The 19,949-nt window shown below is 72.5% G+C and carries 19 protein-coding genes; 10 read left to right on the top strand and 9 right to left on the bottom strand.

Annotated features, from left to right (window positions below):
- Window positions 1-130 precede the first annotated feature (130 nt).
- Together HDA30_RS07105 and clpB are read left to right on the top strand one after the other, a co-directional pair.
- Window positions 131-724, top strand: a complete 594-nt coding sequence (locus HDA30_RS07105) for a hypothetical protein (RefSeq protein WP_158496448.1) — start codon at window positions 131-133, stop codon at window positions 722-724.
- 198 nt (window positions 725-922) lie between these two features.
- Window positions 923-3,550 (top strand): ATP-dependent chaperone ClpB, encoded by a 2,628-nt coding sequence (gene clpB, locus HDA30_RS07100; RefSeq protein WP_184241498.1) that lies wholly within the window; start codon window positions 923-925, stop codon window positions 3,548-3,550.
- Between the two features lie 89 nt (window positions 3,551-3,639).
- Here the strand turns inward: clpB and HDA30_RS07095 are convergent, their stop codons facing one another.
- Window positions 3,640-4,179, bottom strand: a complete 540-nt coding sequence (locus tag HDA30_RS07095; RefSeq protein ID WP_158496450.1) for a hypothetical protein — start codon at window positions 4,177-4,179, stop codon at window positions 3,640-3,642.
- Window positions 4,180-4,349: 170 nt separating this feature from the next.
- Here HDA30_RS07095 and HDA30_RS07090 point away from each other — a divergent pair, with 170 nt between their 5' ends.
- Complete coding sequence (locus HDA30_RS07090) at window positions 4,350-5,639, top strand: sensor histidine kinase (RefSeq protein ID WP_184241497.1); 1,290 nt, start codon at window positions 4,350-4,352, stop codon at window positions 5,637-5,639.
- Window positions 5,636-6,256: a response regulator transcription factor gene (locus HDA30_RS07085; RefSeq protein WP_184241496.1), complete on the top strand. Its 621-nt coding sequence runs from the start codon at window positions 5,636-5,638 to the stop codon at window positions 6,254-6,256. Before HDA30_RS07090 ends, HDA30_RS07085 begins: the two co-directional genes overlap by 4 nt.
- 91 nt (window positions 6,257-6,347) lie before the next feature.
- Here HDA30_RS07085 and HDA30_RS07080 read toward each other — a convergent pair whose 3' ends face one another.
- Window positions 6,348-7,739: a M20/M25/M40 family metallo-hydrolase gene (locus HDA30_RS07080; protein WP_184241495.1), complete on the bottom strand. Its 1,392-nt coding sequence runs from the start codon at window positions 7,737-7,739 to the stop codon at window positions 6,348-6,350.
- Window positions 7,740-8,025: 286 nt separating this feature from the next.
- On the opposite strand from HDA30_RS07080, the gene HDA30_RS07075 reads away from it, so the two are divergent.
- The 4 genes from HDA30_RS07075 to HDA30_RS07060 all read left to right on the top strand — a co-directional run bounded on the left by HDA30_RS07075 (window position 8,026) and on the right by HDA30_RS07060 (window position 11,077).
- Window positions 8,026-8,244, top strand: coding sequence for a DUF3073 domain-containing protein (locus HDA30_RS07075; protein ID WP_158496454.1), 219 nt, complete (start codon window positions 8,026-8,028; stop codon window positions 8,242-8,244).
- Entirely contained in the window at window positions 8,244-9,218 is a 975-nt protein-coding gene (locus HDA30_RS07070; RefSeq protein WP_184241494.1) for a Sir2 family NAD-dependent protein deacetylase, read from the top strand. The genes HDA30_RS07075 and HDA30_RS07070 overlap by 1 nt, the downstream gene beginning before the upstream one ends.
- A gap of 164 nt (window positions 9,219-9,382) precedes the next feature.
- Entirely contained in the window at window positions 9,383-9,937 is a 555-nt protein-coding gene (locus HDA30_RS07065; RefSeq protein ID WP_246418717.1) for a hypothetical protein, read from the top strand.
- 147 nt (window positions 9,938-10,084) lie between these two features.
- Window positions 10,085-11,077: a hypothetical protein gene (locus tag HDA30_RS07060; protein WP_158496456.1), complete on the top strand. Its 993-nt coding sequence runs from the start codon at window positions 10,085-10,087 to the stop codon at window positions 11,075-11,077.
- Window positions 11,078-11,159: 82 nt separating this feature from the next.
- Here the strand turns inward: HDA30_RS07060 and purM are convergent, their stop codons facing one another.
- From purM to HDA30_RS07025, 7 genes are read right to left on the bottom strand one after another with little or no spacing between them, the layout of a single operon-like run.
- Window positions 11,160-12,320 (bottom strand): phosphoribosylformylglycinamidine cyclo-ligase, encoded by a 1,161-nt coding sequence (gene purM / locus HDA30_RS07055; RefSeq protein ID WP_158496457.1) that lies wholly within the window; start codon window positions 12,318-12,320, stop codon window positions 11,160-11,162.
- Complete coding sequence (gene purF, locus HDA30_RS07050; RefSeq protein WP_343059320.1) at window positions 12,317-13,927, bottom strand: amidophosphoribosyltransferase; 1,611 nt, start codon at window positions 13,925-13,927, stop codon at window positions 12,317-12,319. Before purF ends, purM begins: the two co-directional genes overlap by 4 nt.
- Window positions 13,924-14,337: a hypothetical protein gene (locus tag HDA30_RS07045; protein ID WP_184241493.1), complete on the bottom strand. Its 414-nt coding sequence runs from the start codon at window positions 14,335-14,337 to the stop codon at window positions 13,924-13,926. Before HDA30_RS07045 ends, purF begins: the two co-directional genes overlap by 4 nt.
- 52 nt (window positions 14,338-14,389) lie before the next feature.
- Window positions 14,390-14,791: a sterol carrier family protein gene (locus HDA30_RS07040; RefSeq protein ID WP_158496458.1), complete on the bottom strand. Its 402-nt coding sequence runs from the start codon at window positions 14,789-14,791 to the stop codon at window positions 14,390-14,392.
- The gene (locus tag HDA30_RS07035) at window positions 14,788-15,906 is read right to left on the bottom strand and encodes an asparaginase (protein ID WP_158496459.1); all 1,119 of its coding nucleotides are present in this window, start codon (window positions 15,904-15,906) and stop codon (window positions 14,788-14,790) included. The genes HDA30_RS07040 and HDA30_RS07035 overlap by 4 nt, the downstream gene beginning before the upstream one ends.
- A 36-nt stretch (window positions 15,907-15,942) precedes the next feature.
- On the bottom strand, window positions 15,943-16,656 hold the full coding sequence (locus HDA30_RS07030; RefSeq protein ID WP_158496460.1) for an ABC transporter ATP-binding protein: 714 nt from the start codon (window positions 16,654-16,656) through the stop codon (window positions 15,943-15,945).
- Window position 16,657: 1 nt separating this feature from the next.
- On the bottom strand, window positions 16,658-17,752 hold the full coding sequence (locus tag HDA30_RS07025; RefSeq protein ID WP_158496461.1) for an FtsX-like permease family protein: 1,095 nt from the start codon (window positions 17,750-17,752) through the stop codon (window positions 16,658-16,660).
- A 144-nt stretch (window positions 17,753-17,896) separates the two neighbouring features.
- Here HDA30_RS07025 and HDA30_RS07020 point away from each other — a divergent pair, with 144 nt between their 5' ends.
- Window positions 17,897-19,303, top strand: coding sequence for a sensor histidine kinase (locus HDA30_RS07020; protein ID WP_184241492.1), 1,407 nt, complete (start codon window positions 17,897-17,899; stop codon window positions 19,301-19,303).
- A complete protein-coding gene (locus tag HDA30_RS07015; RefSeq protein WP_158496463.1) occupies window positions 19,300-19,941 on the top strand; it encodes a response regulator in 642 nt (213 codons plus the stop codon). Before HDA30_RS07020 ends, HDA30_RS07015 begins: the two co-directional genes overlap by 4 nt.
- The last annotated feature ends 8 nt before the right edge of the window (window positions 19,942-19,949 follow it).

The raw sequence follows: 19,949 nt of genomic DNA, 5'->3' as shown, positions 1-19,949 counted from the left end.
CGGCGGTCACCCGGGCGGGCCGAACGGGTGCGACGGGGTGTGTCTTCTGTAGTCTGTGCGCTGTAGACCTCTTCGACACACTGTCTGCTCGCGCACGGGAGTGCTGCGGGAAGACTGGAAGGAAGCATCCATGAGCATCGTCCAGATTCCGCTGCGTCTGACCGCGGGCGCGTTCATCCTGAACTCCGGCATCAACAAGCTGCAGCTGTCCGACGAGCAGGCTGCCGGTCTGCAGTCGATGGCGGCCAAGGGTGTGCCGCAGCTGGCCAAGATGAGCCCGGCGCAGTTCAAGAACTTCATCGTCGCCTCGGAGATCGGCGTCGGCTCGGCTCTCGTGCTGCCGATGGTCCCGGGCTGGGTGGCCGGTGCCGCCCTCACCGCGTTCTCCGGCGGTCTGATGTCGATGTACCTGAACACCCCCTCGATGACCGAGTCCGACGGCATCCGCCCGTCGCAGGAGGGCACCGCCGTCGCCAAGGACGTCTTCCTCGTCGGCGCCGGCGTGGGCATCATGGCCGACTCCATCGCCAACCGCCAGGGCAAGCGCCGCAAGGCCGCCAAGAAGCGCGCCGCCCGCATCCAGGCCGCCCGCGACGCCAAGGTCGAGGCCATCATGGCCGCGAAGGCCGACAAGGTCGACTCGATCCACGCCGCCCGCGAGGAGCAGACCGCGAAGCTTCGCCAGGCCCGCGAGCAGCTGCAGAAGCTGCGTAAGAAGGCCTGAGCGCCGCGCTCGAGAGCGACGCCCCCGTCGGATCCCGTACCGGATCCGACGGGGGCGTTCTCGTGTCGGGGGTCGGATGACGGCCAAGCCCGGGGCCGGGAATACTCCCCGCCCGCACGAAGTTGAGCTTCATAGACTCAAGTTTGGCGGCGTCCCGGAGCGGGCCCGCCGCGCGGAACCGAGCACGAAGGAGCGTCCGTGAATCAGAACCAGCAGAACCCGACCCCGCAGTTCACCACCAAGTCTCAGGAAGCCGTCGCGGCCGCCGCCGGCAACGCCCAGACGGCCTCGAACCCGCAGGTCGAGCCGGTCCACCTGCTCAAGGCGCTGATGGACCAGCGCGAGTCCGTGGCCGTCGCCGTGCTGACGTCCGCCGGCGCCTCCGCCGACGCCGTTTCCGAGGCCGCCTCGGCCGGCATCGCGGCGCTGCCGAAGGTCTCCGGGGCCTCGGTGTCCCAGCCCTCGTTCTCCTCGGCGGGGCTCGCCGTCGTCAAGGCCGCGCAGTCCCAGGCGGCCGCGCACGGCGACGCGTACGTCTCCACCGAGCACCTGTTGCTCGGCTTGGCCACCGACGAGGGCGCCGCCGGCCGCGCTCTGGCCGAGAACGGCGCGGACGCCGACGCGCTCTCCGCCGCGTTCGAGCAGGTGCGCGGCGACTCGACCGTCACGACCCCGGACCCCGAAGCCACATTCGACGCCCTCGGCAAGTACGGCACGGACCTGACCGAGGTGGCCCGTTCGGGCCGTCTGGACCCGGTCATCGGCCGCGATGCCGAGGTCCGCCGCGTGATTCAGGTGCTCTCGCGGCGCACCAAGAACAATCCGGTGCTCATCGGCGAGCCCGGCGTCGGCAAGACCGCCGTCGTCGAGGGCCTGGCCCAGCGCATGGTGGCCGGCGATGTGCCCGAGTCGCTGCGCGGCAAGACGCTGATCTCTCTGGACCTGGGCGCGATGGTCGCCGGAGCCAAGTACCGCGGCGAGTTCGAGGAGCGCCTCAAGGCGGTGCTCGAGGAGATCAAGACCGCCGACGGGCGGATCGTCACGTTCATCGACGAGATCCACACCGTGGTCGGCGCTGGGGCCTCCGAGGGCGCCATGGACGCGGGCAACATGCTCAAGCCCATGCTCGCCCGCGGCGAACTGCGCCTGATCGGCGCGACCACTCTCGACGAGTACCGCGAGAACATCGAGAAGGACCCGGCGCTGGAGCGCCGCTTCCAGCAGGTGTACGTGGGCGAGCCCTCCGTCGATGACTCGATCACGATTCTGCGCGGGCTCAAGGAGCGCTACGAGGCGCACCATAAGGTCGCGATCGCCGACTCCGCGCTCGTGGCTGCCGCCACCCTGTCCGATCGGTACATCACCGGGCGGCAGCTGCCGGACAAGGCGATCGACCTGGTCGATGAGGCCGCCTCGCGACTGCGCATGGAGATCGACTCCGCTCCGGAGGAGATCGACGTGCTACGCCGCCAGGTGGATCGGCTGACCATGGAGGAGCTCGCCCTCGACGGCGAGACCGATCCGGGCTCCGTCGAGCGCCTAGCCGCCGTGCGGGACGAGAAGGCCGACAAGCAGGAGCAGCTGCGCGCCCTCACCGCCCGGTGGGAGCGCGAGAAGGCGACGCTCAACGAGTCCGGCGACCTGCGCGCGAAGATCGACGAGCTGCGCTCGACCGCGGAGAAGGCCCAGCGTGAGGGGGACCTCGCCGAGGCCTCCCGCCTGCTCTACGGGGAGATCCCCGCGCTCGAGCGGCAGCTGGCCGAGGCGGACGCCCGCGCCGCCGACGCCGAGGCGCAGCCCGAGGACGCGATGGTCTCAGAGAACGTGACGGCCGACGACATCGCGGAGGTCGTCTCCGCCTGGACCGGCATCCCGGCCGGACGCATGCTCACCTCCGAGACCGAGAAGCTGCTGGCTATGGAGGAGCACCTCGGCGAGCGGCTGATCGGCCAGCGCGAGGCCGTCGGCGCCGTCTCCGACGCGGTGCGCCGTTCTCGGGCCGGCATTGCGGACCCGAACCGTCCGACCGGCTCATTCCTGTTCCTCGGCCCGACGGGCGTGGGCAAGACGGAGCTGGCGAAGTCGCTGGCCGAGTTCCTCTTCGACGACGACCGCGCCATGGTGCGGATCGACATGTCCGAGTACGCGGAGAAGCACGCGGTCTCCCGTCTGGTCGGCGCCCCTCCGGGCTATGTCGGCTACGACGAGGGCGGGCAGCTCACCGAGGCCGTGCGGCGGCGCCCGTACTCCGTGGTGCTGCTCGACGAGGTGGAGAAGGCTCACCCCGAGGTCTTCGACATCCTGCTGCAGGTGCTCGATGACGGGCGCCTCACCGACGGGCAGGGCCGCACGGTGGACTTCCGCAACGTGATCCTGATCCTCACCTCGAACCTGGGCAGCCAGTTCCTGGTGGACCCGACGCTGGACGAGGCGGCCAAGCGCGAGTCGGTCATGTCCGTGGTGCGCGGGGCGTTCAAGCCGGAGTTCCTGAACCGCCTGGACGAGATCGTGCAGTTCGACGCGCTCAGCGTGGCCGAGCTGACGCGGATTGTGGACCTGCAGGTGGATGCGCTGCAGCAGCGGCTGGCGGCTCGCCGGCTCATGCTCGAGGTCTCCGAGGAAGCCACGGCATGGTTGGCCGAGACCGGTTTCGACCCGGCCTATGGCGCCCGGCCGCTGCGCCGGCTCGTCCAGCGCGAGATCGGCGATCGGCTGGCCCGGGCGCTGCTGTCCGGCGAGATCGCCGACGGCGACACCGTGCGGGTCGACCGCGCCCCCGGTGAGGACGGCGAGAAGGACGGAGGCCTGAGCGTGGCCGCCGCCTGACCGCCCACCACCCCAGACGAGGGTGCAGTCGTGGTCGCCTCCCACGTGGGGAAGCGACCACAACTGCACCCTCGTCGTGCGGGGGCGTGTCAGGCGGTGAGCAGGCCGGTGCCCGAGCCGATCCCGTAGGCGACGGCGGCGCCCAGGGCCGTGTACAGGACGATCGAGACCGCCTGCCACAGCATCACCGCGCCGCGCTCGGCCCCGAAGCCGACCATCGCCGGCCCGGAGACGTGGCCGGGCACCATCAGCCACGGTCCGAGCAGGCTGACGCCGGGCACGCCCCAGCGGTCGAACCGCTCGCGCATCCGGGCCTCACGCTCGGTCTCGCCGCCGCGCACCGACGCGGTCGCGGCGACGTCGGACGCATCAGAGGCGGGGGCGATCCGGCGACGTCGGACGGTCTGCCGGGTGCCATCGGCGGCCCAGATCAGCAGGGCCACCGCGATCACGTTGCCGAGCACCGCGGCCGGCACCACGATCCACGGGTTGATCTTCAGCAGTACACCGATGACGGCGGCTCCCTCGCCTTCGACCATGGGGATCGCGGCGACCAGAAGCACCCCCAGGCCCTGCAGCCCCTCCGGCAGCCCCGCCACGAAGTCCCGTGCCATGTCCATGAATCCCACGTGCGTCCTCCTCGCTGCGGCGCCACCGTGGGTGGCCGTCCTCGTCGTCGCTCTGACACCCACCACGATTCCCCGTGCCGCCCCGCGCCGGAAGTGCCCTCCGGTCACCGAGGGCCGTGCGCTGGTGTCCGGTCGTCCGTGACAGTTGTCATGGCCCTACGCTGAAGGCCATGTCGCACGTATCCGCCGTTCCGGCCGCCGACGAGGACGCGACCGCGCCCGGTCTGAGGCCGACCGGGGTGCTGCCGCAGGCTGTCTCGTCCGTGCGGGACATGCGCCGCCTGTGGTGGTACACGGCCGGAGGCCTGATCGTGTTCGCCGTCTGGATCGCCGTCTTCCTCGCGGTTGTGCTGGTGCATCCGTCCCGAGCCGGTCTTCCCATCGGAGCGGTCACCGTGGCCCTGCTCCTCGCGTGTCTGGGCGGGCAAGGGGCACTGATCCGTCGTCATCGACGTCTCGAGGAGGAACAGACGCCGGGGCTCCGACTCGTGACCGCGACCCTGGTGCCGGCGCTCGCCGTCGCCGGGCTGCCGTTGCTGCGGCCAGTGTTTTCGGGCTGGCCGGTGCTGAGCTCGTGGCTCACGGTGTGTCTGCTCTCGACCGTCGTCGTCCCGCGGTGGCGTAGCCCGGTGCTCACGTTCGGCGCCGCGACGACGGCCGCGATCGCGGCGATCGCGGTGCTGCGCGATCCGGCGGGCCCGCAGGACTCGGCCCTGGGCCTGGCGATCTGGTGGGTGATGATCCCTCTCGTGGTGCTGCCCTCGGTGTGGTTCTGGCGCATCGCCTTGCGGCTCGAACAGGCACGCGGGCAGGCCGCCGAGCTGGCTGTGCTGGGGGAGCGGCTGCGCTTCGCGGCGGACCTGCACGACGTGCAGGGCCATCATCTGCAGGTGGTCGCGCTGCATGCCGAGCTGGCCGAGCGTCTCCTGGAGGCCGGTGATCCGGACAGAGCGGCGGCCGCGCTCGCGCAGGTACGCGGACAGGCGGCCGAAGCGCTCGGTGAGACCCGCGCCCTCGTGAGCGATCTGCGGCGGGTGAGCCTGGCCCAGGAGATCGACAACGCCCGTGCGGTGCTCGAGGCCGCCGGGTCCCGGGTGCGGGTGGACCTCGAAGGCGAGGCGACGCGGCTCGGCGAGACTGCTGAGCGGGTGCTGGGTCTGGCGGTACGCGAGGCCACGACGAACGTGCTGCGTCATGCCCGCGCGGGACGGGTGGACCTGAGGCTGGAGGCCGACGGCCCGGACCAGTCGCGGCTCAGTGTCGTCAATGACGGTGCGCCGGGGCGCGTGTCAGAGGATTCCGCGCTCGACGCGGGTGTCGGGGTCGGGACCGGCCTGGCCGCCCTCGCCGAGCGGGCGGAGGCGGCCGGTGGGAGTCTGCGGACGGGTCCCGGCGCGGGGGGAGGCTTTTCGGTGCAGGTGACGGTGCCCCGTGCGGGGCGAGAGGGAGGACGCCCATGAGCGAGGCCGGACGTCGGATTCGCGTGCTGGTCGCCGACGACGAGGAGTTGATCCGGGGCGCCGTCGAGGCGTTGCTGGGTCTCGAACCAGACTTGCAGGTGCTGCCGGGGGTCGGTCGCGGCGACGACGCCGTGGCCGCCGCGCAGGAGCTCGTGCCGGACGTGTGCCTGCTGGACCTGGAGATGCCCGGGCTCGACGGCGTCGACGCGGCACGGCAGATCCTGAGGACGGTGCCGACGAAGGTCGTGATCTTCACCCGCCATGCCCGTCCCGGCGTGCTGCGGCGAGCGTTGGCGGAGAAGGTGTCCGGTTTCGTCCCGAAGTCGACGCCCGCGTCTCGGCTGGCCGAGGTGCTGCGGCAGGTCGCGGTGGGCGGCCGTTACGTCGACTCGGAGATCGCGGCAGCGGCCCTGAGCGCCGAGCGCTCGCCGCTGACCGACCGGGAGCTCGACGTCCTGCGCGAGGGCCGGCGTGCCGCGCGCGTCGAGGACATCGCCGCGGCGCTGCACCTCGCACCGGGCACGGTGCGCAATCACCTCTCGAACGCGATGGGCAAGCTCGGCGTGCGCACTCGTCATGAGGCGGCACAGCGGGCCTGGGAGGCCGGCTGGATCTGAGCCGCCCTCAACCCAGACGAGGGTGCAGTTGTGGTCGCCTCCCACGCGGGGAAGCGACCACAACTGCACCCTCGTCGTGCGGGGCGGGGCCTCAGCCCTGCTCGAGCGCGTCCGCGTCCTGCTGGAGCGTGCCGATCAAGTGCGCCACGGCCCGCGCCGAGTGGGTCAGCGTGGTGATGGAGACGTTGTCGATGTCGTCCTCAGGCGTGTGGTAGTTGTCGTCGTGGATCGAGAGCAGGCCGGTCGACGGGACGCCGGCGTCCACGAACGGCGCGTAGTCCGAGCGGCCATTGCTGCCCTCGGGCTGGTGCGCGTGGCCGTCACGGTCCAGCTGCTCGCCCAGCAGCTCTTCCGCTCCGATCGACCAGTCGGCCGTCAGCACGCCCAGGGTGTTCTGGTGGTCCAGCGGAGCGACCATGTCGAGGTTTGTGTACAGGGTGATGGCCTCGCGCTCGGCGTCGCCGAGCTGCGACACGTAGTGCTCCGAGCCCAGCAGGCCGATCTCCTCGGCGCCCCACAGCGCGAAGCGGACCTTCGACTCGCCCTTGTTCGCCTTCGCGGCCTGGCGGGCGACCTCGAGGGTCGCCGCGACGCCCGAGGCGTTGTCGTGGATCCCGGGGCCCTCGGGCACGCCATCGAGGTGGGCGCCGACCATCACGACGTCCTCGTCGCTGCCGGTGCGAGTCTCGGCGAGCACGTTCCAGGTCGGGCGCTGCTCGACGAGCTGCTCGAGGTCGAGGGTGACGTTCGCGCCGCCGTCGCGCACCTGCGCCAGCAGGTCCTCGCCCAGCTCGGCGGTCACGCCCACCGAGCCCACGTGGGTGTCGGAGGCCTCGCCGAGGGTGCCGTTCAGCTCGCCGGCCTCGTTGTTGTAGATCACGACCGCCTCGGCGCCCGCAGCCCCGGCGATCGCCGACTTCTCACCGAACGCGCAGTCGCCGCGGGCGACGAGGGCGACCCGGCCCGTCAGGTCCGCCCCGCCCCAGTCCGCCTCGGCGCAGCCCGTTGCGTCGCCGCTGGGCGCGGCCAGCGCGGCGTCCTCGACGTGGGCCGACGGAGAGTTTGTGAACACGGTGTGCGCCAGCTCGCGCTGCTGCGGGTCGGTCTGCGTGAGCTCGTCCCGCAGGGTCTCGGTGTAGGTGATCTCGAACTCCTGCAGCTCGACGTCGTAGCCGGCCTCCTCGAGCTCGTCGACCGCGTAGTCGAGCGAGGCCTTGTAGCCCGACGTGCCGGCGGCCCGGTTGCCGTGCTCGTCGGCGATCGCGGCGAACGCCTCGATGTCCTCGCGCAGGTTCTGCGAGGAGATGCTGCGCACGAGCTTCTCCGGGCTGTTCGGGTTGCCGCCGGCCCGGTCCGAGTGCGGTGCCGAGCTCGCGGACTGCGCGGCGGGGGCCGCGGAGGGCGCGGGGGCGGCGACCGAGACCGGTGCCGAGAGGGTGGCGGCCAGGGCTGCGGCGGCCAGCAGGGCGGGAGTGCGACGCATCGTGTACCTCAGTTCCGTCGTGTGAATGTGACGGGAGCAACATAGCTGATGAGTGGGCGCGGCGCAGGGCGCGTGTCATGTTCGTCGGGCCGGACGGCGCGCTGGGCGCGGCGGCGGGCTCTTCCCCGTCGGCGAACAGGGGGCGTTCGGACCTCTCGTCTGGGCCCTGGCCATGTGCTGTTCATGTAACCTGGTCCCCACGAACCATTTTGACCAGTGAACACTCCGGCGGGCCTCTGTGTGCCCATTACGCCCGAGGACGAGAGATGCGAAGGGGGTCACGCTCATGGGGCGCGGCCGTCAGAAGGCAAAAGCCACGAAGCAGGCACGGGAGATGAAGTACTTCACGCCCGGTACGGACCTCTCGGCACTGGAAAGGGAGCTCGCGGCCAAGCGCGCGCGGAACGACTCCTCGGGCTCCTCGTATGAGGACCCGACCTATGAGGACCCCTATGCGGACCTCTACGCCGATGAGGACGAGGACGACGGCGCCGACCGTCGCTGATGCGTCACCGTCATCCGGCCCTCGACGGGCATCAGGCCGCTGTGCGGTCCATCGCCCGAGTCGTCGAGGACACGGCGCCGCCGCAGGACCCCGAGACAGCGTCTCGGGGTCTTCTGCGTCTCCTGGAGCGGCGGCCGCTCGTCATCACGGGCGCCGGCGTGTCGACGGACTCCGGCATCCCTGACTATCGCGGTCCGAACGGTTCGCTGCACCGACACCGGCCCATGACGTTTCAGGAGTTCCGCGACGACCCCGCCGCGCGGCACCGGTACTGGGCGCGCTCGTTCGTGGGCTGGCGGCGCATGGACCAGGCCCGGCCGAACGACGCCCACCGGCTGCTCGCCGAGTGGAACGCCCGCGGTCTGCTGGCGGGCATCGTCACGCAGAACGTCGACGGTCTGCATGCTCAGGCTGCGGCGCGCGTCGCGGCGGAGCGCGAGGCCGGGGGAATCGATGGCGGCGATGCGGGGCCGGCGCCGCTGAGCGCGCTGCACGGCGACCTGGCGCGCGTGGCCTGCCTGCGCTGCGGCGCAACCGAGGATCGTCGTGAGCTCGACGCCCGACTCGAGGCGGCCAACCCCGGCTATCTCGAGCGCGTGGCGGTTGATCCTGATGCGGTCAACCCGGACGGCGACGTCACCCTCGATCAGCGCTGGGTGGACGAGTTCGTTATGGTCGGCTGTCTCGTCTGCGGCTCGGTCGAGCTGAAGCCGGACGTGGTGTACTTCGGCGAGAACATCCCCCGCGGTCGCCGGGAATCGGCCGAGGCCCTGCTCGCGGGCGCCGGGGCCGTGCTCGCGGTGGGGTCCTCGCTGGCCGTGATGAGCGGCTACCGCTTCGTGCTGCGTGCTGAGCGGGCCGGCAAGCCGGTGGGCCTGATCAACCTCGGCCCCACGCGCGCCGATCAGAAAGCCCGGTGGCGTTGGCGGGCGCCCGCGACCGCGTCGCTCGCCTGGCTCGACGCCCGCCTCTGACCCGCCCAGCGCTTTCGTGCACGAAACGGGAGTTACCTGCGGCGCTTTGGTGCACGAAACGGGAGTTTTCTGTGGCGTTTTGGAGCGAGAAACGGGAGGCTCGCGGGGGAGAGGGCCCGGAAACCTGCGAAATTCGCATGTCCCATGCGAGTAATCTTCTCCTCATGGACACCACAGCCTCGGAACGCCGCCGCCGATCGCCCCGCCCCGACGTCGTCCTCCGCGGACCGCGGTGGGCGCGGGCCCTGCTCTTCGCGGTGCCGGGGATTTGGCTCGGACTGCTGATCGGGATCTCGCTGATCGAGGCGCCGCTGAAGTTCACCGCGCCGGGCATCACGATCCCGCTTGGCCTGGGCATCGGCCGTCGCGTGTTCGCCGCCATGAACGCCGTCGAAGTCGTGCTCGCGGTGCTGCTCCTGGTGGCGCTGTGGCGCGCGTGCGGGAAGCCTCGAGGCTCGGGAGGGAGCAGCACGAGCGGTGCCGGCCGGCTGTGGCTGGGCGGGATCGTGGCCGCGGCCACCCTTGCGGTGAAGACCCTGGCCATCCGCCCGCTGCTGAACCAGCGCACCGATCTGGTGCTGGCGGGGGTCGACGACGGCGGGTCGAGCTGGCACTACCTGTACATCGCCGCGGACGGCATCCTGATCTTCACGATGCTGTGGCTGCTCGTGGCGGCGACGCGCGCGCTGCTGCCGGCGGAGGCTGGGTCAGGTCGCTGACGCGCGCCTGACCCCGGACGCCGGGGCCCGGCATGAGCGGAGGATGTCAGGACACCGCTCCTGCACAGGGCACATTCGCCCTGCCGTCGTCCCCATCGCACCCGGGTGCGGACGCGGGGCCTGAACACCCCCGGGCAGGCTGGAATCATGCCAGTCCCGCCCGTCCCGCTCACCGACGTCGTCCGCGCCTCGCCGCTGTTCACCCGCGCCGATCTCACCGCGGCCGGCCTGCCCGTGGATCGCGTGCGCGCCCGCGACGTGAGGCGCGTCACGCACGGAGTGCACCGGCGCACCGCGGACTCGCTCGGCTCGTGGTCCGCGCTCGGGTACGGGGAGGCACCGTCGCCCCTCTGCCCTGAGGAGACAGCCGCGGTGGTCGAGGCGAGCGGCGGCGTCGCCTCCCATCTCACCGCACTGCTCCTCCACGGGATCCCTCTGCCGCCGTTCCTCACCGAGGACGGCACCGTCCATGTCTCGAGACCGCACGCGCGCGGTGCGAGCCGGCGGCAGGAGGTCACGTCCCACGCACGCACCGTCCCGGCCCGGGATGTCGACGTGCTGCACGGTGTCCGAGTCACGGGCCTGGAGCGGACCTGGGCCGACCTCGCAGCGCTGGTACGGCCCGGCCTGATCGAACCGGTCGTGGCGGCGGGCGACGCCGTCGTGCGCCAGCCCTGGACGCCGGGAGGTAGGGCACCGGCGCGCACGACGACGGCGGCGCTGCGAGCGGCGCTGGTCCGCGCCGGGCGGTTCAAGGGCGTGCGGACGGCGCGGTCGGCGCTGGAGTTGGTGCGGGTGGGAGCTGATTCGCCCCCGGAGACCGCGCTGCGCCTGGCGCTCGTGCACGCCGGCCTGCCCGAGCCGGAGCTGCAGCTCGTGCTCCACCCGGGGCGTGCGCGGTCCCCGGACGCGGACATGGGCTGGCGGGCGTGGCGGCTCGTGATCCACTACGACGGCGAGCATCATCGCGATCCCGCGCAGGCTGCGGTCGACGCGTGGCGTAACGAGGGCTGGGCGCGTGCCGGCTGGGCGCAGATCTGGGCGACATCGGAGGATGCGCAGGACGGTTTCCGCCGGGTCGTGGCCAAGGTCAGGGAGCACCGGGACCGCCGCGGCGGCCGGGTGTTCGTGTGCCCGTGAGGCTCCCGTTTCGCGCACGACAGCGCACCGGGAGGGCCCCGGGAGGGCCCCGTTTCGTGCACGAAAGCGGGTGGGGCCGGGGTCAGGCGTACTGGCCGCGCATGAGCACGGCGCCGCCGTCGACGCCCTTGGCGCCCTGGACGAAGTCCTCGCCCGCGGCGGCGGCCTCGTCGGTGATCGTCGAGATCCGGCCCATCTGCCAGGCGTCCATGCCGGCTGCCGAGAGCACGCTGATCGCCTTGTCCGCGACCTGCGGGTCCACGACGGCGACCATGCCGACGCCCAGGTTCAGTGTGCGTTCCAGATCGGCCTGCGGGACCCGACCCAGCTCGGCCACCGTGCGGAAGACCGGCGGCAGCGACCAGGTGTCCCGCTCCACCGTGGCCATGAGGCCCTGCGGCAGCACACGGGCCAGGTTCGCCGCGAGGCCGCCGCCGGTGACGTGGCTGAAGCCGCGCACGGGCAGGTCCGAGCCACCGCCGGTGCCGTTGAGGCGCTCCACCAGGTCCAGGCAGGCGCGCGTGTAGATGCGGGTGGGCTCGAGCAGCTCCTCGCCGAGAGTGCGCCCGAACTCCTCGACGTGGCGGTCCCAGTCCCAGCCGGCCGCGCCGACGACGCGCCGCACGAGGGAGTAGCCGTTGGAGTGGATGCCCGAGGAAGCCATGCCGATCACGACGTCCCCGGCTGCCACGCGCTCGGCTCCGAGCACGCCGTCGGCCTCGACGACGCCGGTGGCGGCGCCGGCCACGTCGTACTCGTGCTCGCCGAGCAGGCCCGGATGCTCGGCGGTCTCGCCGCCGACCAGCGCGGTGTCGGCCAGGCGGCAGCCCTCGGCGACGCCGCGCACGATGTCCGCGATCCGCTCGGGTACGACCTTGCCGCACGCGATGTAGTCGGTCATGAACAGCGGCTTGGCCCCGACCACGACGATGTCGTCCACGACCATGCCGACCAGGTCCTGGCCGATCGTGTCGTGCTTGTCCATCGCCTGGGCGATCGCGACCTTCGTGCCGACGCCGTCCGTGGAGGTGGCCAGCAGCGGCTTCCGGTAGCCGGTGAGCGCCGAGGCGTCCCACATGCCCGCGAAGCCGCCGACGCCGCCGAGCACCTCGGGGGTGTGGGTGGCCTTCACGGCGTCCTTCATCAGCTCGACGGCGCGGTCGCCGGCCTCCACGTCCACGCCAGCGGTCGCGTAGGTGATCGGGGCGTCGGCGGAGGGCTGGGCGTTCGGGTTCTGGGTCACAGCGGGGTCCTGTCCGTCTCGGTCATCAGGGCTTCGTCGTCGGAGTCGGGGCCGGGTTCGCAGCCCGTCGAGGCGACCGAGGTCTCACCCTCGTCGGTCTCGACCGTCGTGGTCGCGGAGGAGCCGGGCGACTCGAGCAGGGACTTGCCGCGCTCGTGCTCGTCGGCCAGCTCGATCGGATACCGCCCGGTGAAGCATGCGGTGCACAGGCGCTCGCGCGGCTGCTGCGTCGCGGCGATCATGCCGTCTTCGCTGATGTAGGCCAGCGAATCCGCGCCGATCGAGGACGCGATCTCGTCGACGGCGGCGCCGTTGGCGATCAGCTCGGCACGCGTGGCGAAGTCGATCCCGTAGAAACAGGGCCACTTCACCGGCGGCGAGGAGATCTTCACGTGCACTTCGGCGGCGCCGGCCTCCTTGAGCATCCGCACGATCGCCCGCTGGGTGTTGCCGCGCACGATCGAGTCGTCCACCACCACCACGCGCTTGCCGGCCACGACCGAGCGCTGCACATTCAGTTTGAGGCGGATGCCCAGCTGGCGCAGCGTCTGTGAGGGCTGAATGAACGTGCGGCCCACATAGGCGTTCTTCACGAACCCCTGGCCGAACGGGATGCCCGAGCCCTCGGCGTAGCCGACGGCGGCGGGTGTGCCGGACTCCGGCACCGGGATCACCACATCGGCCTCGACCGGGTGTTCCGTGGCCAGGCGACGGCCCATCTCCACGCGGGACTCGTACACGCTGCGGCCGTTGATCACGGCGTCCGGGCGGGCCAGGTACACGTACTCGAACACGCAGCCGGCCGGGGTCGGTTCGGCGAACTTCGTGGAGCGGATGCCCTCGTCGTCGATCGCGATCATCTCGCCCGGCTCGACCTCGCGGATGAACGCGGCGCCGACGGTGGCCAGGGCGGACTGCTCGGAGGCGACGACCCAGCCGCGCTCGAGGCGGCCGAGCACAAGGGGACGCACGCCGTGCGGGTCGCGCGCGGCATACAGGGTGTGCTCATCCATGAACACGAAGCAGAACGCGCCGCGGATCGTGGGCAGCAGATCCCGGGCCGTCTGTTCGATCGTCCGGCCCGGCTCGCCGTGCAGCAGCGCGGTGACCAGGGCCGTGTCCGTCGTGTTGCCCTGCTTGAGCTCGCCGGTCTTGAGCCGGTCGGGCATCTGCTGCACGCGGCGCAGCAGCTCGGCGGAGTTGACCAGGTTGCCGTTGTGAGCGAGTGCGACCGTGCCGTCGTCGGCGGTGCCGCCGAGGGTCGGCTGGGCGTTGGCCCACTTGTTCGCGCCGGTGGTCGAGTAGCGGCAGTGGCCGACGGCCATGTGGCCGGTCAGGGAGGCCAGCGTGGATTCGTCGAACACCTGGGAGACCAGGCCGATGTCCTTGTAGACGGCGATGCGTTCGCGGTTGGACACGGCGATGCCCGCGGACTCCTGGCCGCGGTGCTGCAGCGCGTACAGGCCGTAGTAGGTCAGCTTCGCGACCTCCTCGCCCGGCGCCCACACGCCGAACACACCGCATTCGTCCTGGGGTCCCCGATCGTGCGGGTCGAGGTCGGCGGTGAGGCGGCCGTCTCCGCGGCGGTGCGTGCCGGTGATGCTCACTGGTGAGTGTCCTTTCGGGAGGGCTCGGTGCCCCAGCGGTCGTTCCACTGGTGCATCTCGTCACGGCTCAGCCGGACGTCGGCGTCGTTCGGGTCGTCGGTGGGCTCGAGCACGTAGGCGGACGCGGAACGGCGGGAGAGCCGATCCAGCACAATCCAGACGAGGGCGGCCAGCACGAGCCCCGCCAGGGCGAAGACCAGCGCGGCCATGCCCGCCGTCGAACCGACGCTGAGCGGGGCACCCGTCGAGGGGTCCAGGGGCGGCGCGTCGCCTGCGTGCAGGGTGACAGCGACCGCGAGGCCAGTCAGGGCGCCCAGCGCCAGGCCCAGTCCGATGAACACGGGCAGCTTCGGGGCGCGTCGGGCCCGGACGCGGGTCCCGGCCTCGGAACGCGGGACGGAGGAGGTCATGCGGGCCAGTCTATCGAGTCCGCCGCTGCAGTCCGGGCGCCGGTAGCGGGCCTCACGGCCGGATCAGCGGCAGGTGGGCGGCGAGGTCGGCGCGGGTGCCCGAGGCGCGGATCCGGCCGGCGGCGCGGGCCTCATCCCAGCCGGTCAGGCCGGTGGCCAGCTCGAGCCATGCGGGGGCATCCAGCTCGACGACGTTGGGCGGGGTGCCGCGCGTGTGCCGGGGGCCGGGCACGCACTGGGCGACACCGAAGGGCGGGACACGCACCTCCACCGAGGCGCCCGGAACCCGCGTCGCCAGCTCCTCGAGCGCGAAGCGCACGGCCGTCGCGCGGGTTGAGCGGGGCAGGGCGGCGGCCGCCTCCGCGCCGACGGTGCGGGCGCGGGCCCACGCCATGAGCGCCGCGTGACCCTCGGGCACGGCGATGCGGCGTCGCGGGGCGGCGCCGGTGCTCATCGCCCGATCAGCTCGCGGACCGGCGCGGCGAGCTCGACCGAACCGACCGGTTCGCCCCGGCCGAGGATCCCGGGGGCGACCTGCTGTCGGACCTCAGTGAGACGGTCTCGGTCCACGTGCTCGGCCGCGAAGCGCTCCATCAGGGCCAGCGCCACCAGGTTTCCGGCCCGGGTGCCGCCGTCGAGCGCCTTCACCGCGACCGCGGTGCCGTCCGGGGCGGCCATCACCATGACGCCGTCGGCGCCGAGCTTGGCGAGCAGCCCGAGTTCGCGCATCACGACCGTGTTGGAGCTGGTCGGCCCGTGCACGGCCCACGAGTGCTCGAGCATCGCGGTGGCCACGTCCGCGGCGTGCTGCTCGACGTCGTCGCCGGCGGCCCGGCGCCCGGGTGCGGCGGCGACCCGGCCGATGCCGCGGGCCAGTCCCGCCAGCGAGGTGACGGGGGCCGGCGCGCCGCAGCCGTCGACGCCCAGGTGGGCGATCGGTTCGCCGCAGTACTCCTCGATCACGGCGACGACCTCGCGCTGCAGTGGGTGGGCGGGGTCGAGGTACGAGGCCGTGTCGTGGCCGGAGGCGACGCAGGCGGCGAGGAATCCGGCGTGCTTGCCCGAGCAGTTGTAGGCCAGCGGGGTCTTCAGCACGTCCGGGGAGCCGAGGTCCAGCTCCTGACCGTCTCGGTCGGCCCGGTCCAGTTCCGCGGCCACGAGTCGCACCGTGTCAGCCTGCGCGGCGGGCCAGTCGGCCGGGCACTGCAGATCGTCGGCGCTGAGCCCGGCCGTGTCGAGGATCTGCGCGGCCAGGTCGCGGTGGGCGCGGCTGGCGCGGTGGGAACCGCACGCGATCGCAATCTGTGCCCCGGTCAACTCGGCGCCGTGGCGCTGCGAGGCGATCGTCTGGAACGGCTTGAGCGTCGAGCGCGGGTAGATCAGCGCGTCGGCCGGACCGAGGGAGGCCAGCAGCTGACCGTCCGGGCCGGTGACGACGGCGACGCCGGCGGTGCGCGACTCGAGGAAACCGTTGCGGACGACGTCCACGAGCTCGACCGCGTCGGCGAATGCGACGGTGGCGCGGCCGGGGCCGGGGACAGAGGTCTCGGGGGAGGAGGTCTGGCTCATGGCCCCCATCCTAGGGATCTGCCGTCCGGAGTCCGCTCAGCGGGTCTGCCCGCTCAGCCGGCCGTCGACCATCCGCAGGTGGGCGTCCGTCCTCTCGAGGGAGGACTCGTCGTGCGTGACCATGAGCGTGGCCGTCCCTGCCTCGCGAGTGAGCGAGGCCAACAGCTCGACGATCTGCGCCGAGCGCTCCTGGTCCAGAGCGGCGGTTGGCTCGTCGGCGAGCAGCAGAGCCGGCGAACCCATCAGGGCGCGGGCGATGTTCACGCGCTGGCGCTGCCCGCCGGAGAGCTGATGAGGCCGCCGGTGCGCGTGGTCGGCGAGCCCGACCCGGTCCAGCAGCTCCTCGGCCCGACGCCGGGCCTGGCGGCGAGCGGCCCGGTCGGTGGAGCCGTGCAGGCGCACGGTCAGCTCGAGCTGCTCACGGGCCGTGAGGGAAGCCAACAGATTCGGCTGCTGGAAGACGACGGCCACCTGCGTGCCGCGCAGTCGGGTGCGCTGGGCCTGAGCCAGTCCCGCGAGTTCGCGGCCGGCGACCTGCACCGAGCCCGAGGTGGGGCAGATGAGGCCGGCGGCGACGGCCAGCAGGGACGACTTGCCGGAACCGGAGGGGCCCGTCAGGGCGGTGAGCGTCCCGGCGTGCAGCTCGAGGCTCACCTCGTCGAGGGCGCGCAGCGCGCCGTCGCCGTCGGGGTAGTCGAGCACGGCGTCGCTCACACGCAGGGCGGGCGCGGTCGTGGTGGTGGCGGTCATATCAGTTTCCTCCCAGAGCGAGCAGAGGGTCGATGCGCACGGCGCGGACGACGGCCAGCGTCGCGCCGAGCATGCCGAGGGCGATCATGCCCGCGGCCGGAACCAGGACGGTGGCCAGGTCCACGGTGAACGGAACGGCCTGCGAGGCCAGGGCGCCGAGACCGGCAGCGGCCGCCGCGCCCACGAGCACCCCGACGGACAGGACGATGCCGGCCTGCACGAGAGCGTCGCGCAGCACCCAGCCGGTCGAGCCGCCGAGCGCCTTGAGCACGGCGATCTCACGAGTGCGCTGCACCGTCCAGATCGAGAGGAACGCGATGGTCACCAGCGCCGCGATCGCGTAGAGGAAGCCCTGCATCGTCATCAGCGATCCGTTCTCGGACGAGTAGGCCGGCAGCGCCGAGTAGGCGTCCGTGACGGTTGTCGAGACGGTGCCGGCCGCCTGGTCGGCGGCGTTGGTCGCCGACTCCGCCGAGCCCGGGCCAGCCTGCAGGCGCACGGTCAGGGCGGTGCCCACCACGTCCTGGCCGGCGTGGGACGCCTCCTGCCAGTCGGTCAGCGACAGCCACATGACAGGGGTGTGCGAGTGGTACTCCGTCGGCTCGATGGCTCCGACCCGCACCTGGGCTCCGGAGAGCGCGACGGTGTCCCCGACCCCGACGTGCAGCTGCTCGGCGATCTCCTGACCAATCACGACCTCGCCCTCGGCGAGGCCGGAGGGCGCGTCCGCGCCGTCGGGGGCCACGCCGATCAGCGCGACCGGGGCGATGCCCTCCTCCGTGCTCGCCCGGCCCTGAGCGACGCCGAGGGGGTCGGCCGAGGCGACGCCGTCGGCCTGCCGCCATGCCTCCAGCTCGGCGGAGGTCACCTCGGACTGGGCGAAGCTGGCCTCGGGGCCCTGGCCGGACGGCGAGCCGAAGGCCAGGCGCTGCACCCCCTGGGAGGCCAGGCGGTCCAGGGCGCCGGTGTTCTGACCGCCGAGGCCGGCCGTCAGGCCGGAGAGCATCACCAGCAGCAGGCTGATCAGCGCCACAACGGCCCCCATGAGGGCGAACCGCCCGGTGGCGAAGCGCAGGTCTCTCAGGGCGAGGAACACGGGCCAGGGTCCTTTCGTCGTTCGTCTCGAAGCTGGCCTCCATGCTCGTGCGCGGTGCTGCTGCACCGCATCGCCCACGGGGGATGGTCTCCGATCAACCGAATGGTTGACGGTGCCTCGGCTCGGCCCGCCTACGCTGGGGGCATGGCCGGCTCCACCCTCGTCGACGACACCGCCACCCCGCGGGTGCTCGCCGGCCTGCGAGTGTGCCTGCACGTCGCGTTCGCGGGGCTGCTGGGCGTCGGGCTGCTGCGGGCCCTCGGCGGCCAGGCCGACCCGGGCGGCGCCGGCGGCCAGGACAACTCAGGGGCGAGTGCGTTGACAGCACTGACGTCGCCATCGGCGGTGGCGGCGATGTGCCTCAGCGCGGCGCTCGCCGTCGTCTATCTGATCGGCACGGTCGTGGAACGGCGCCGTTGGGTGGCGGGCCGTAGCGTGGGCTCCGCGGCCGCGGTCGGGTGGCTGGCCCTCGTCCTGGCCCTGTGGGGGCTGCTCGTGGCCCACCACGCGGACTTCGCGTGGGTGGCGTTCCCCTTGTTCTTCGTCGCTCAGCACGTCGTCGCTCTGACGGTCGGCACCCCGTTCGTGCGGCGACTGGTCGGCCCGCTGATCGTGGCCGTGATGGCCGGAGTCGTCGTGCTCGGCGCCGCCGTCGGCCCGGGGACCGGCGAGGGCGCCGGCGACCCCGTCCTGCGCCCGGCCGCCGTGATCGGCCCGCTGGTCGGAGCCGCCGTCGCGGTGGTGCTCTACGGTGCCTACCGGGCGCTGCATCTGGAGTCGGTGCGGCAACGGGCCGTGGCCGAACGGCTCCGCGCCGCCCAGCACGAGCTCGCCCGCACCGAGCGACTGGCCGGCGTGGCGACCGAGCGTGAGCGTCTGGCCCGCGAGATCCACGACACCCTCACACAGGGCCTGGCCTCGATCGTGCTCGTCTCGCGGGCCGCACGAGACGCGCTGGACGCCGACGACGCCGCGCTCGCCCGCGCCCGGTTGGAGATCGTCCGTGAGACGGCCGCCGAGAACCTCGCCGAATCCCGCGCGTTCGTGCGCGGGCTGCACGCCTCGTCGGCGGCTGACGGTGCCGGGTTCGTCAGCGCCCTCGAACGCGCCGTGGAGGCCTTCGCACGCCGCCAGGACGCCGCCGGCACCCCGGTGCAGGCCGAGGTCGAGGTCGTCGGCACACCCATGGCCGTGCCAGCGCGGATCGAGCAGGCCGTGCTGCGGGCGACCCAGTCGTCGCTGGCGAACGTCGCCGCGCACGCTCGGGCCACGCGGACCCGCGTGACCGTCAGCTTCTTGCCGGGCCAGCTCGCGGTGGACGTCGCCGACGACGGTGTGGGTTTCGGTCCGGATGACGCGGACGAGCCGACGGCCCTCGTGCCGAAGGCCCCGCAGTCCCCGCAGCGGGGCACGGGGCTGGGCCTGCGCGCCGTGCGGGCCCGCATGAGGGCCGTCGGGGGGCATGCCGAGGTGGAGACCGCGCCGGGGGAGGGGACGGTCGTCGTCCTGCGCGCCCCGCTGACCGACAAGGCCGAGGAGGCACGGCGATGAGCCTGCGTGTGATGCTCGTGGACGACCACCCGATCGTGCGATCAGGTGTGCGCGCCGTGCTCGAGGCCCATCCGGATCTGCAGGTGACGGCCGAGGCCGCCGATGGAGCCGGGGCGCTCGCGGCGCTCGCGGCGGAGTCTGCCGGGCCGGAGCCCGTGGACGTGGTGCTGATGGACCTGCAGTTGGGCGAGGGCATGGACGGGATCGCCGCGACGGCCGAGATCCGCCGACGTTGGCCGCAGGTGGCGGTGCTCGTGCTCACCACCTTCGACACGGAGTCCGACATCCTCGCTGCCGTCGGCGCCGGTGCCGCCGGCTACCTGCTCAAGGACGCACCCAGCGAGCAGATCGCCGATGCGGTCCGTCAGGCAGCGGCTGGGCAGAAGACCCTGGCCCCGCAGGTCGCGGCCACGCTCATGGGGCGGGCCGCCGGCGGCGCCGAGGTGCTGTCCGCGCGGGAGATCGAGCTGCTCGAGCTCATCGCCCGCGGCGCGACGAACCGCGGGGCCGCACGCGAGCTGTTCATCTCCGAGGCCACGGTGAAGACGCATCTGGTGCACGTCTACGCCAAACTCGGGGTCGACAACCGGACCGAAGCCGTGGCCGAGGCCCGGCGGCGGCGCATCATCAGAGGCTGAGCGCCGTC

Origin of the sequence: Micrococcus cohnii, assembly GCF_014205175.1 — a bacterium.
GTDB classification, from domain to species: Bacteria; Actinomycetota; Actinomycetes; order Actinomycetales; family Micrococcaceae; genus Micrococcus; species Micrococcus cohnii.
This window is presented reverse-complemented; position numbering and strand designations above follow the sequence as displayed.

Bases quoted from the DNA above. Each gene is read 5' to 3' on its own strand.
- HDA30_RS07105 (WP_158496448.1), top strand. From the start codon at position 131: ATGAGCATCGTCCAGATTCCGCTGCGTCTGACCGCGGGCGCGTTCATC.
- HDA30_RS07090 (WP_184241497.1), top strand. From the start codon at position 4,350: ATGTCGCACGTATCCGCCGTTCCGGCCGCCGACGAGGACGCGACCGCG.
- HDA30_RS07085 (WP_184241496.1), top strand. From the start codon at position 5,636: ATGAGCGAGGCCGGACGTCGGATTCGCGTGCTGGTCGCCGACGACGAG.
- HDA30_RS07080 (WP_184241495.1), bottom strand. From the start codon at position 7,739: ATGCGTCGCACTCCCGCCCTGCTGGCCGCCGCAGCCCTGGCCGCCACC.
- HDA30_RS07075 (WP_158496454.1), top strand. From the start codon at position 8,026: ATGGGGCGCGGCCGTCAGAAGGCAAAAGCCACGAAGCAGGCACGGGAG.
- HDA30_RS07070 (WP_184241494.1), top strand. From the start codon at position 8,244: ATGCGTCACCGTCATCCGGCCCTCGACGGGCATCAGGCCGCTGTGCGG.
- HDA30_RS07065 (WP_246418717.1), top strand. From the start codon at position 9,383: ATGGACACCACAGCCTCGGAACGCCGCCGCCGATCGCCCCGCCCCGAC.
- HDA30_RS07060 (WP_158496456.1), top strand. From the start codon at position 10,085: ATGCCAGTCCCGCCCGTCCCGCTCACCGACGTCGTCCGCGCCTCGCCG.
- HDA30_RS07045 (WP_184241493.1), bottom strand. From the start codon at position 14,337: ATGACCTCCTCCGTCCCGCGTTCCGAGGCCGGGACCCGCGTCCGGGCC.
- HDA30_RS07040 (WP_158496458.1), bottom strand. From the start codon at position 14,791: ATGAGCACCGGCGCCGCCCCGCGACGCCGCATCGCCGTGCCCGAGGGT.
- HDA30_RS07035 (WP_158496459.1), bottom strand. From the start codon at position 15,906: ATGAGCCAGACCTCCTCCCCCGAGACCTCTGTCCCCGGCCCCGGCCGC.
- HDA30_RS07030 (WP_158496460.1), bottom strand. From the start codon at position 16,656: ATGACCGCCACCACCACGACCGCGCCCGCCCTGCGTGTGAGCGACGCC.
- HDA30_RS07020 (WP_184241492.1), top strand. From the start codon at position 17,897: ATGGCCGGCTCCACCCTCGTCGACGACACCGCCACCCCGCGGGTGCTC.
- HDA30_RS07015 (WP_158496463.1), top strand. From the start codon at position 19,300: ATGAGCCTGCGTGTGATGCTCGTGGACGACCACCCGATCGTGCGATCA.